Here is a 12,368-nt window from a genome sequence, read left to right on the forward strand (position 1 = left end):
CTGCTAATGATAGGAGAGCTATTATTTGATAACTCTACATGGGTAAAAGCAACCCACATAGGGGGTTTGCTACATGCTGCTTATCAATTTGGGGTCACCCGCCAAATGGTATTAGACAGATCATCGGCAACGATGAGTGCCCCTTTTGGATCCACTGTCACGCCTACTGGTCGACCAAAGGTCTTACCATTTTCGCCCTGGAATCCAGTGACAAAGTTAATTGGGTCTCCGGCTGGCTTGCCGTTGCTGAAAGGGACAAACACTACGTCGTAGCCCGCTGGGTCTGAGCGGTTCCAGCTGCCATGCTCACCGATGAATGCGCCTTCGCTGAACTTGCTGCCCATGGTTGTCGTTGAGAACGCTATACCTAAAGGAGCTTTGTGCGACCCAAGGCTGTAGTCTGGAGCAATCGCGGCGGCTACCATATCAGGTTGCTCTGGCTTGACCCGCGGATCAACATTTTGTCCCCAGTAGCTGTAAGGCCAACCATAAAACTTACCCTCTTGAACTGAGGTCAAGTAATCAGGTACCAATCGTGGACCGAGCTCATCACGTTCGTTGATCACGGCCCATAACTGGTTAGTACCAGGCAGGATAGCTAACGCCGTTGGATTACGCAGACCGGTTGCATAAGGTCGGTGAGCACCGCTTTTGGCATCGATTTCCCAGACCATGGCACGATCCGCCTCTACATCCAGTCCGTTTTCAGTAATATTGCTGTTGGAACCAATGCCCACGTACAGGAATTGCCCATCCGGACTGGCCGTCATCGCCTTGGTCCAGTGATGATTGACCATGCTAGGCAGGTCGGTGAGTTTGCGTGGCGGTCCACTAGCGGTGGTCTGTCCGGGCTGATAATCGAATTGCACTACCGCATCTTGATTGGCAACGTACAGTTGGTCTTCGATTAGTGCAAGACCATAAGGCGCATTCAGATTCTCGGCGAATACAGTACGTGTCTCGTAAGTGCCGTCGTCATTACTGTCGCGCAGAAGAGTCAGACGGTTGCCTCCTTTAACGGATGTAGTACCTTTAGCCTTGAAATAAGTAGCAATAATGTCCTTAGGACGTAGCTTGGGTGCACCACCACCCTTGCCCTCAGCAATCAGTATGTCACCATTGGGCAAAACTAGCGTCTGCCGTGGAATCTGAAGGTCAGTGGCAATGGCTGTGATTTTATAACCTGACGGCACTATAGGTCGGTTATCACCCCAACCTGCTGGCTCAGCTATTTTTAAAGTAGGTAATAAGCCGCGTTGAGCTTCAGGCAAGGTTGGATTAGCACCTAACTGTTCTGCATCGTTTACATTATTTTCGCCACATGCGCTTAAGAGAGCAGCGACTAAAAAAGATATCGATAAGATATTGAGTGATTTCATCTTGCACCTCCAATGCGCCAGCTTGTGAGGCCAATCCAGGTTGCAATGCAGGCCAGAATGACAGTGATAACAGATAGAATAAGCCCGGTCGGCATACTGGCCCAAACGTCTTTTGCATGAATGAACGAATTGATTAAACCCAGTACAAAGGTGGCCAGCAGCAACAGAAAATAGGCTACTGGTGTGCCCATGCGCTTATCGGCTCGGACTAGAGATAAAACGGAGCCTAGCAAGGCCAAACCATTAAATATCAGAGCACCTATAAGCATCCAGGAAGCGAAGTTCTTCCATTGCAGCTCGTAGCTAGACCAATAGGCATAATCGTTAAGTAAAACTCCGATAAACAGAGGCACTATCCCGGCCAAAAAAAACGCATGCAGCGGGTGTAGCGGGGTGCCGGAGTGTCGGGCAACATCACTAGTCATAGCGGTTTCCTTATTAATGGTAAACGAGGATTCGATTGACCGTACTGATTGTACCGGCCCGAACTACGCATGATGGAATTCAATTTCTACGAAATGAAAACATGGCTTGAAACATACCAAAGCCAAAAGAATTGTTCAATCCTTTTTTAGTTATTTAATGAACATAAGCTGGCTTTTATTTCTTTAATAAGTACTAGCCATAGTCTTTCCTAACTCACAAAACCTGAAGTCCAACAATTAGCATGCTCCATCAATAATCTTCAAATACTCACTTCACAATAAGTGATTACATAAATCAACATAAGTATGTTTTATTATTATCGCCAGGTGGCGTAATTAAAATTTACCAAGTTAACATCTAACAAATTGACAGCGGAGGGCAGATTGTAATAGCATGAGGCATTCCCTTTGTTCATCTTGCCTATCAACCAGTAACATCATTCAGGAGCAATCTCATGCAGTGGACCAAACCAGCTTTTCAAGATATCCGTATTGGTTTCGAAGTTACTATGTATTTCGAAGCCCGTTAAAATTTACTAAACTTACATCCATTAAAAAAACCCTAGATCACTAGGGCTTTTTTTTGGAAATACTGATTTATTTTTACTTATGCTTTAGATTCTGCTGCTGATATTCTTTTCCGACCCAGAGTTGCAATTGCCATAACTATTATGGTGTTCGGCTAGGAGCCATACAATAAAAGGCCTGCATTTAATCTTCATTATCCATATCAGAAAATACCATAGATTGGATTTCATTCAATACATTAGTTGACATTAGTCAGTAATTATTCGGATTTAAGTCTTTGTAGCCAGCGCATCGATTGAGAAATACCGGCATCACCAATGTGGTCGTGATAGACAGTCAGCTTGACCATGCAACAGGGCTATTAACCCTGCGTGAAGGTTGTCCAATTCTTGTTTGGCACACTAACATGGTCTATCAAGATCTAACGACAAGACTCCTTTTATTAACATGTTTAAACACTAGCACGACGATTTGCAATGCCGTCGAATTGGTCCAAAAAAAGCTTTTAAGATTGAAGAGTTTAACAATTTAAAATTGATGCCTCTGGTGATTAGAGACTATGCATCACCCTACTCTGCTCACCATAATGATCCATATAATGGATGTTTATATCGCTAAAGAGCACAATACATTGCAAAGCCTATTAGCCAAGTATGTCAATTACCTCAGCCAAAGATTCAATAGATAGCTTTATAAAGCACGCTAATTCACTTAGAATTTCTTTACGAAGATGAAGCTATATCACGCGCTTTGTACTTGATATGATAAATCAGTCCTTTGTTTTGTGGATTCTATCCATTTGGCTTCTGGTATTTTTTGATTTAATTGATGACAAGTCGTAATTGATATTAGAAGAGTACAGAGTACTATTAAAGTTGACTATCACCACAGGTCATTCTAATTAATGACATAGGTTGCGCAATATTTATATCGTTAGTATCATTTCAGTTTTGAAATGACTCAATTACAATTAGGAAAAACCTTATGGCAAAATTAGAATCAAACATCGAATTAGAAGCCGCGGCATTTCGTCGCTTATTGGCTCATTTAGACGAGCGTAAAGATGTACAAAACATCGAGCTGATGAACCTTGCCGACTTTTGTCGTAACTGCTTATCTAAATGGTACAAAGCGGCTGGTGAAGAACGTGGTATTGAAATCGAATACGAGGATGCGCGCGAGCTTGTTTATGGTATGCCTTATGCTGAATGGAAAGAGAAGTATCAACAAAAAGCAACGCCAGAGCAGTTAGCGCGTTTTAACGAGATTGAAGCTGCTAAGAATAAAACGGATTAAAACTGATAGCTATAGCTCAAATAAAATAAGCCACCACTAGAGAGTAATATCAAAAAATCCAACATTGCCGCTAGATTAGCGACTTTCTATAGATTTGAGTATGCTACTAAAACCTATAGTTCCTTGTTTCTGCATTTGACGGTCAAACAGGCGACCGACTAATGGCAATGGTACCGTCAATCGACCCTCAGATACCCAAGTCACGTGTGTGGTGCCATCGCCCAAGTCTTTTAAATCAATGACTCCTTTATCATGTCGCATCTTTATAGGTTTAGATTTCTCGATTTGGTATTGCATATGAGTAGGGCGCTCAAACGCCGTAATCCGCTCCCAGAACTTAACGGGTCCCGTTTGAATACTACGTAAAGCCCCAACGCCATTACGCTCCTCGTCACCTTCATTCACCAACTTAGCAACCCCCACCGCTTTAAATGAGCCATAACTGGCGTGGTCACTCAGTGCCTCAAATACCTCATCAATCGGTTTTTTGACAATGCGCTCTACTTTTATTTTAAACATAATATTATCTCATTAAGACTAAATTTATTTAGCTTACTGCTATTTTAGAAATAAATATAGCCGTCACATTGTGAAAAATTATTACCGTGAAGAGCCGCGTCCCTTTGAAGGACGCCTGCCATTGGTAGCAGGTTTGCCACTGCCTCCGGACTTACCATTACTGCCTGACGGCTTACCACGACCAGTAGGACGTCCATTTCTACCTTTAGAACCCGCTGGCTTTTTAGCATCGTCTTTGGCGTATTTGTTACGCCCCTTTGCTGCACCTGCCGATTTTGTAGATGGTTTTGACTTTGACGAAGCATCCGTACGTGGTTTTTTTCGTGGCGCATTCCGAGATTTCTTGCCCGAATGAGTGTCTTGCGAAGAAGAGTCTTCTACAGATTTAAGCAACACAGACAGCTCTTTTGGGGTTAAGTCTCGCCAGTCACCAATGGGAAGACCCTTGAGACTTACATTCATAATTCGCGTGCGTTCAAGCTTGACGACTTCATAGCCAAAGTGCTCACACATACGGCGAATTTGACGATTCAGGCCTTGTACGAGCGTGATATTAAAGACATTAGGAGCTACTTTAGTCACTGGGCATTTTTTGGTCATCTTGCCAAGCATAGGCACACCGCCCGCTAAACCTTCGATAACACTATCAGTTAACGGCTTATTCACTGTCACCAAATACTCTTTCTCATGATTATTGCCAGCACGTAGTACCTTATTGACCAAATCACCATTATTAGTCAAAAAAATCAAACCTTGGGAATCTTTGTCCAAACGGCCAATCGGGAAAATACGCAAACTATGTCGCACAAAATCGACAATATTATTCTTCTCGGAGCTTTCCGTGGTGCTCACAATGCCCACTGGCTTATTCAATGCAATAAAAATAAAATCATCAGGCTCTCGCGGCTCAATAAGCTGACCGTTGACTTTTACTGCATCTCCAGCAACCACTTGATCACCGACCGAAGCACGCTTGCCATTGATGTAGACATTACCTTGTTCAATAAAGCGGTCAGCATCGCGCCTGGAGCAAATACCACTTTCGCTGATGTATTTATTTAAACGAGTCGAGGAAGCGTTGAACATAAAGCACCGTTTTACCTGATAAGAAGCGTTTTTTACTAAGAAAAAAGCCTAAATTGAATGAATCAACAATAACGAAATAGCTCACATTATATAGGAAACCGACTGATCCTTTGAGGGGAGATGGGTAAAAACCTAGAAATGTATAGCGTCATGTAATTTTGGATGATGTCGAAAGTACTTATTTATGAGGTTAAAGCTTTAAAAAGCGGCAATGAAAATTAAGGGTTTAGTTTCTAGAGTGAGTAACAGGCGTGTTATTTTCTTTTATGTAAAGACCAAGAAAAAGAGACATTTATAAAGCTAACATAAACAAAGCCGTCTAACACTGCTAGACGGCTTGTATGTGCTCACTAGATACTAGATATAGCTTTCATGCATACACTAACTATCCATGAAAAATACTATACAACATTAATAAGTCGCCAGTTCAAGTCCAATACCAGCCCCGATATCACTAGAGCGATTATCTGCATCGACCGCCCATAGTCTAGTCGTCAATTTTGTCAAAGGCTGTAGTTGGTGTTCCCAAGAGACATCAATAGCAGTAAGCTTATCTGCAATCGGGAATGCTTGATTGTCCGCCTCTCCCGTACGACGGTCTAACTCTCCTGACTGATTGACTTGAGCATGTTGCAATTTAGCATGGATAAAGTTTCGACCATCTAACCATAACCGACCGCCAACAGCGACACTCTCAGCATCACCGCCAAGCGAATACCCTAATGGGTAGCCTTGCTGATAGTAGCCATCGGTATAAGTACTATGATCATAGGAGACACCCCTCACTTCACCACTAGTGCGCGTATCGGTATATTCGGCATAGAGCTGATAAGGCTTGCCTTGTAAACTAGAAGCATAATCTATCCCAGCCAAATACATATTTTTGGCTGGTAAACCTCCTGCTTCATCTTCGCCAACATACTGACCGTATACGCTCGCTGGAACATTAATCAATGAGGCAAGCTGAACCTTGGCGTCAAAGCCGCCTAATTGATTGGCTGGGTCGCCCTCATCGTTGCCGCCATTATCCTTCGTTCCCAAAATAGCATCACCAAATGAGCTGATACTCTCTGGACGACCTTCTCCGCCCCACATAAAAGTACGTGATGCGCCGACCTCTAACCAAGGCAATGGATTGGCTGTTAGACGCGCACCAAATAGCTTGGTATCTGGAATAGCTTCATAGTCATCCAACTGTCCCGCAAATAGCTGATACTGCCAAGGACCAACCCAGTTTAAGTATTTGTAATCTGGTGCGGTTTGCGTATCACGCTGCATCGTAAAGCCTGTAACTGGAATACTGGCATCACCGCGTATCAAGCTCCCATCATAACCCGGACCCCACCACGCCGGAACCTTACCAGCGATCAGCCATTGATTGGCTGCCATACCGGCAATATAAGAGCCCTCAAAGCTGACATCTGAGTCATCATCGATCAACTCATCATTCTTTAGGGTAGCTTGTAGATTAAACTCCCAATTGGCTTCGCTCAACCCGACCGAGCCACTAACTTGCTGCCCTGCCAGCTGATCATCACCAAAGGTCTGCGGTAAGGATTGACGATCAGTCTGTAGCGTGATCTCGCCAGTAGCTTTGACCAAAGAGTCGCGGTCTTGACTAAGCCGCGTCTGTATCGACTGCACGACTTGCTGCTGTACAGTATTAGTCAGTTGAGCATCTTGTAATCCTCGCTCAATCTCATTGGCGCTTAGTGGCCAAGTGCTGGTACTGATCTGAGTGACACCTTGGGTATTTAACCAATCAATATCAGCCTTCAGGCGTAAGTCATTCATGTAGAGATTCTGCGCCGATGCAGTCGTGGCTAGCATCGAAGCTATAGATACGATACTGGCGCTCAGGGTGGTGGCTAACTTTTTATTCATAAGGGTCTGCTTTTATCTCGAAGTATGGTAAGTAGGCGTATATATAATATAAGCTAATTAAGCTCAATTAACATCAGCCATTTGAGTAAATACAGCGTCAATTGCCTGAATGGTCTGCTCAATCTCAGCAGCAGTCAAAGTAGGATGAACCAAGAACATCAGACTAGTCTCCCCCAATTGCTTGGCTGTTGGTAACGGTGACTTTGGACGCAATCCAGTATTATCAAAGGCTTTTTCTAAATAAACCTCAGAAGCAGAACCTGAAAAACACGGTACATTCAATGCACTAATCTCAGCGATAAGGCGATCGCGCGACCACCCTTCAGGTAAGTTATCTGGCTGCACATAGACATAGAGCTTATAATACCCGTGAGTACAGTCAGCAAATTCAGGCGTGTCTTCTAATCTAGGCACAGAGAGATAGCCCTTTTGAACCCAATTATCACAGGTATCAAGGATAGCGTGAGCATTAGCCTTACGCTTAGTGGTCCAATCGTCCATACGCTGTAGCTGCATACGCCCAATCACCGCTTGCATCTCGGTCATTCGCCAATTTGTACCAAAGCTCTCGTGTAACCAGCGATAGCCGGGTGGGTGCTCTGTCTCATAGACAGCAGCATAGCTTTTGCCATGATCTTTATACGCCCACATTTTACGCCACAGCTGCTCGTCATTGGTCGTGACCATACCGCCCTCACCACCAGTGGTCATGATCTTGTCCTGACAAAAGCTCCAAGCGCCAACATGACCGATGCTACCGACGCTACGACCTTTATACTGAGTACCATGCGCCTGAGCGCAGTCCTCTATCACGTATAAGTCATGCTTAGCAGCTAAAGCCATAATGCCGTCCATGTCGCAAGGCCAACCAGCGAGATGCACGCAAACGATAGCTTTGGTTCGCTCAGACACTACCGCCGAGATAGTCTCAGGGGTAATATTACCGCTAGCAGCATCAACGTCAGCGAAAATAGGAGTCGCCCCAGCATTGACGACAGAGGAGATACTAGCGATAAAGGTACGCGGGGTAACGATTACTTCATCACCTGTACCAATCTCTAACGCTTGTAAGGCGACATCTAAGGCTAGCGTGCCGTTACCCATGGCAATCGCATAGTTACTATCTGCCCACTCGGCAAATTCGCGCTCAAACTGACGACCTTCTTGTCCAGTCCAATAATTGACTTTGTTAGATAACAAGACTTGGCTGACGGCATCAGCTTCGGCTTGGGTAAAGCTGGGCCACGGTGAAAATGGAGTGTTTAGCATAGGGATCTCAATGGTGCTTATTTAAAATTGATTATCTTTTGAATAATTTTTAATTAATTTGAAAGATAGAGTTGAGTTACAATAATGGTGAAAACCTGTAAGATCTTAGGGTATATAAATCTCAGCCTTACCGCTTAACACCACAGCACCTTTTACAAAACAAGTCGTATTAAAGTAAACTCTTTTTCTTTCTATATCTATGTCCATAACTTCAATTTCAACAAGGACTGTATCATCTAAAAAAACTGGCTTTTTAAATTGAGTATTTTGAGACACATAAATAGATCCTGCTCCAGGTAGCTCCATCGCGAATAACGCAGAGAAAAAGCTTGCAACCATAGCGCCATGAGCTATACGTCTGCCAAATTTACTATTTTTTGCATACTTTTCATCTAAATGGATTGGGTTCCAATCTTCTGATATTGTAGCAAACGCTCTAATTTTTTCATCTGTAATCAGATGAAAAGCGCTAGCCTTCATTCCAACAGAAATATCACTTATACTTTTATATTGTGACATAGTAATTTAACCTTTATTATTTCTGAGCAGACTCTAGATCAAGTCCCAAATCTTTTAATAACCGCTTTTCTAAGGCTAAAATTTTGGTAGAAGGTCGAGCTTTTATTGGCTTACAATCTATGCCTACGTAGACTGTCCAAGGTTCTAAATCCTTACGTACTAAAGCACCTGCACCAACTGCTGCTCCCTCTCCAATTGTTACACCCGGTAAAACCGTTACATTTGTACCTAAAATGACATGCTTACCAATTCTTACTGTAGATGTTTTTACATTAGTGTATTTTTTTGGAACCGTTGGATTAGTAAGACCACCACCTAGAAAATCATCGCTTCCTGTAATAATTCTACAACCAGCACTTAAGCCAGAAAAATCACCCATATACAGCTTACCCCCACCAATAATACTGCAAAATGCAGCAATATGAACGAAACTGCCTAAAATACTTTCTTCACCACAATTAAAAAACACAAAATCATCAATTTGCGAATTAAAACCTATTGTTAAATTATCTTTATTAATTATCTTAGCACCATCATATATCTTATAATTCATGATTGTTTCCTCTAAAGGCAGTTGCAGTTGCTTGACCAGCCTCATTAATGTCATGACGAGCCACTACTTTACCAACAGTTTTGAGTAATATCTTGATATCTAACCACAATGATTGGTTGTCTACATACCAAGTATCAAATGCAAACTTTTTGTCCCAGTCAATGGCATTACGACCATTGACTTGCGCATAGCCAGTAATACCAGGACGTAGCTGATGACGACGCGACTGCTCCTCACTATATAGGGGCAGATACTCCATCAACAGCGGTCGGGGTCCGACCAAGCTCATATCACCTTTGAGCACATTCCATAGCTCGGGCAATTCATCGAGGCTAGTATTGCGTAAAGTCTGACCAAAAGGGGTTAAACGCTCACTGTCTGGTAGTAGATGGCCATCACTATCTGTCGCATCTTTCATGGTACGAAACTTAATCATCTCAAAAGGCTTGCCATGTAGTCCGGGGCGTGTCTGACGAAATAGCACTGGTAAGCCTAGATTTTGTTTGACCTTATAAGCAGTTATCGCATATACCGGAGAGAGTACGACCAAGGCGGCACTCGCGGCAGTGATGTCAAAAAGGCGTTTTATCATAAAATATCCATCTCATTAAGCATTGTTCGGTTGACGGCATGCACATCGAACTTCTTTTCTACTAATTGGCGCGAAGCCTTGCCCATTTGTGAAATAAGCTCTGGACTCACAATAAACCGTTCCATAGCAGCAGCTAACTCGTCAACCTCTTTAACAGGCACTAAATAGCCGTTATAGCTATTAATCACGGTCTCACGGCAGCCTGGCGCATCAGTGGTAATAATGGGTCGCCCCATTGCCATGGCTTCTAGCACAGTTCGCGGAGTGCCTTCACGATAAGAAGGCAATACATAAACTGAGCTGGCTGCAATAGCAGGCTTTACGTCGCTCAGCTTACCCCAAAAGGTAAATAATCGCTCATTAACCCAGCTGTCTAACTCTTGCTGCTCAATAGCATCAGGGTTGTCATCTATCCATCCAACCAAATCAAACTGGGCTTGTGGGTATTTGGTCTTGATCAGCCGAGCTGCATTAGCATACTCTCTTACCCCTTTATCCCCCAGTAGACGCGCTATTAGTAGAAATTTAAACAATGGCTTGTCATCAGCAATAGGAAAGGGTTGTAAGCTATATTCTGATACATCCACCCCTGACCCATTCACAACCTTGGTCGCTGCAGTAGACTTTAAGATACCCATAGATTTAAATAATGCTTCGTCATCAGGGTTTTGAAAAAATACTTTATGAGTCGAGGCTAGCGCTACTGAATAAAGCTTATGCATTAGTTTTTGCAGATTAGATTTTTTATAATCTGCTCCATCCGCTCCTTGAAAGGCATAACCCAAACCTGTAATCAGCGCAAAACGATGTGGAACACCAGCCAGTTTAGCCGCTATTGACCCATATATCACTGGTTTAATAGTGTAAGCCAGCATATAGTCAGGCTTGATCTCTCTCATTAAGCTATACAAAGCTAATAAAGTCTTGGCGTCTGCAGCCGGATTGGTACCTGTACGCTGCATGGGTATGTCATGCACAACATAGCCCAAACTTGTTAAACTATCACGCTCCTCTGGATAGTCGTCAAAGTCAGGGGCTGCGATATGGATCTCGAAATCAGCTTGTTGAATAGCAGCTATAAGATCACCACGGAATTTTAGAATAGAGGCTGGATAGCTGGCTATGATTAAGAATTTCATTAGTTATTGTAACCTTAACATCTAAAATCGATTTAATATTCCGAATAATTTCTATTTTTACCTACTAGAGAAATTAATAAGAATATAAGTATTGGGGCGAACATCCATTTTTGACGTATTGCTATACCTAGATTAGCAGTAGTCATAGCTAAAACTATCCATGCTATTATCACGTATACCCACATAAACTTACGATTTTCAGTGAAGCTTTTCCGTTTTTTCTTAATTAATGCATATGAACCTATGACAAATAAATAGAGCAAAATCAGATTGTCTACTGCTGCTGCTAAAGCAGTTACAGAACGAGCTTCAAAAATGATTGGGCGAAACATATAGGTAAATAACTGCATAGGTAAACTCATATTGGCAATATCTACACCACCACCACCATCCATGTTATACGATTGACGATTCTCAACATAAGTTATCAGAGACTCAGAGCTACTTAAGTCTGATACTCCAGCATACTCCAAGGCAAAAGGTACCATTACAGCTGCACCAGCAATAGCCACTGCTCCTAAAGAAAAGCGTTTAAGAGGACTGCTTTTTGTATCAAACATCACTGACATAGCCAATGCTATTATCATCATACCTGCCATATGTGGACGAACAATAAGCATTAAAAATACAGCTAACACCATAAGCCATACACGTTTATTAAGCTGCAGAGCTGCCCATAATGCTAAACCCATTGCCAAAAATGAAATGGCGTCTTTACCAATAGCCGACGACCAAAAGCTAACTGAAGGCAAGAATATAATTAAGGTTGCCAATTTCTTCAAAAATTTACTTTTGTACTTAGTTGCCTGTTTCAAAGAGCCATCAAAAGCGAGTAGCCCTATCGAACCTAAGATATTAAAGAATAAGAAGCAACTTACTATCCCAAATCCTAACCCTTGTACCAGTAAACTAGTAATAGAAATTACAAAAGAAGTGCCAAAACTAAAGTCAAAACGCCCTGTAGTAGCGACATTGTAATACATTAGTGAATCTGCACCATTTGCTTGAGCATAAAAAAAATAAACGAAGCAGAATACTGTATGCCATATATATATTAACAGGGCGCGCTTATTTTTTAATCCTAGGTAACTACTAATTCTAGCTATGAGTATATAACCTAATAAGAAAACTATAAAGGCACTAATTATTGACCATGAGCTTTCGAACATAAATATTCAC

Annotated in this window: 14 protein-coding genes; 3 read left to right on the forward strand and 11 right to left on the reverse strand. The window is 42.5% G+C overall.

Features of this window, described 5'->3' with window-relative positions:
• Positions 1-83: 83 nt before the first annotated feature.
• Both DXK30_RS01780 and DXK30_RS01785 read right to left on the reverse strand, forming a co-directional pair.
• A complete protein-coding gene (locus DXK30_RS01780; protein ID WP_114700202.1) occupies positions 84-1,379 on the reverse strand; it encodes a PQQ-dependent sugar dehydrogenase in 1,296 nt (431 codons plus the stop codon).
• Positions 1,376-1,804 (reverse strand): DUF2231 domain-containing protein, encoded by a 429-nt coding sequence (locus DXK30_RS01785; protein ID WP_114700203.1) that lies wholly within the window; start codon positions 1,802-1,804, stop codon positions 1,376-1,378. Before DXK30_RS01785 ends, DXK30_RS01780 begins: the two co-directional genes overlap by 4 nt.
• A gap of 455 nt (positions 1,805-2,259) precedes the next feature.
• Here DXK30_RS01785 and pqqA point away from each other — a divergent pair, with 455 nt between their 5' ends.
• The 3 genes from pqqA to DXK30_RS01800 all read left to right on the forward strand — a co-directional run bounded on the left by pqqA (position 2,260) and on the right by DXK30_RS01800 (position 3,628).
• Positions 2,260-2,334: a pyrroloquinoline quinone precursor peptide PqqA gene (pqqA, locus tag DXK30_RS01790; RefSeq protein WP_082894360.1), complete on the forward strand. Its 75-nt coding sequence runs from the start codon at positions 2,260-2,262 to the stop codon at positions 2,332-2,334.
• 293 nt (positions 2,335-2,627) lie between these two features.
• The gene (locus tag DXK30_RS12920; RefSeq protein ID WP_114700204.1) at positions 2,628-2,864 is read left to right on the forward strand and encodes an MBL fold metallo-hydrolase; all 237 of its coding nucleotides are present in this window, start codon (positions 2,628-2,630) and stop codon (positions 2,862-2,864) included.
• Between the two features lie 452 nt (positions 2,865-3,316).
• Entirely contained in the window at positions 3,317-3,628 is a 312-nt protein-coding gene (locus DXK30_RS01800; protein WP_101205288.1) for a DUF1244 domain-containing protein, read from the forward strand.
• A 75-nt stretch (positions 3,629-3,703) separates the two neighbouring features.
• Here DXK30_RS01800 and DXK30_RS01805 read toward each other — a convergent pair whose 3' ends face one another.
• The 9 genes from DXK30_RS01805 to DXK30_RS01845 all read right to left on the reverse strand — a co-directional run bounded on the left by DXK30_RS01805 (position 3,704) and on the right by DXK30_RS01845 (position 12,358).
• On the reverse strand, positions 3,704-4,147 hold the full coding sequence (locus DXK30_RS01805) for an SRPBCC family protein (RefSeq protein ID WP_114700205.1): 444 nt from the start codon (positions 4,145-4,147) through the stop codon (positions 3,704-3,706).
• Positions 4,148-4,228: 81 nt separating this feature from the next.
• A complete protein-coding gene (gene rluF, locus DXK30_RS01810) occupies positions 4,229-5,233 on the reverse strand; it encodes a 23S rRNA pseudouridine(2604) synthase RluF (RefSeq protein ID WP_114700206.1) in 1,005 nt (334 codons plus the stop codon).
• A gap of 411 nt (positions 5,234-5,644) precedes the next feature.
• Positions 5,645-7,117: a capsule assembly Wzi family protein gene (locus tag DXK30_RS01815; protein ID WP_114700207.1), complete on the reverse strand. Its 1,473-nt coding sequence runs from the start codon at positions 7,115-7,117 to the stop codon at positions 5,645-5,647.
• Positions 7,118-7,180: 63 nt separating this feature from the next.
• A complete protein-coding gene (locus DXK30_RS01820) occupies positions 7,181-8,386 on the reverse strand; it encodes a DegT/DnrJ/EryC1/StrS family aminotransferase (protein ID WP_114700208.1) in 1,206 nt (401 codons plus the stop codon).
• A 105-nt stretch (positions 8,387-8,491) separates the two neighbouring features.
• Entirely contained in the window at positions 8,492-8,905 is a 414-nt protein-coding gene (locus DXK30_RS01825; RefSeq protein ID WP_114700209.1) for a MaoC family dehydratase, read from the reverse strand.
• A 16-nt stretch (positions 8,906-8,921) separates the two neighbouring features.
• The gene (locus tag DXK30_RS01830) at positions 8,922-9,458 is read right to left on the reverse strand and encodes an acyltransferase (protein ID WP_114700210.1); all 537 of its coding nucleotides are present in this window, start codon (positions 9,456-9,458) and stop codon (positions 8,922-8,924) included.
• Positions 9,448-10,050, reverse strand: a complete 603-nt coding sequence (locus tag DXK30_RS01835) for a sugar transferase (RefSeq protein WP_114700211.1) — start codon at positions 10,048-10,050, stop codon at positions 9,448-9,450. The genes DXK30_RS01830 and DXK30_RS01835 overlap by 11 nt, the downstream gene beginning before the upstream one ends.
• Entirely contained in the window at positions 10,047-11,189 is a 1,143-nt protein-coding gene (locus DXK30_RS01840) for a glycosyltransferase family 4 protein (RefSeq protein WP_201637749.1), read from the reverse strand. The genes DXK30_RS01835 and DXK30_RS01840 overlap by 4 nt, the downstream gene beginning before the upstream one ends.
• Positions 11,190-11,221: 32 nt before the next feature.
• Positions 11,222-12,358 carry a hypothetical protein gene (locus tag DXK30_RS01845; protein ID WP_114700212.1) on the reverse strand — a complete coding sequence of 379 codons (1,137 nt, stop codon included), beginning with the start codon at positions 12,356-12,358 and terminating at the stop codon, positions 11,222-11,224.
• Positions 12,359-12,368: the final 10 nt, after the last annotated feature.

This window comes from Psychrobacter proteolyticus (assembly GCF_003350005.1).
In the GTDB taxonomy this organism is placed as follows: Bacteria; Pseudomonadota; Gammaproteobacteria; order Pseudomonadales; family Moraxellaceae; genus Psychrobacter; species Psychrobacter proteolyticus.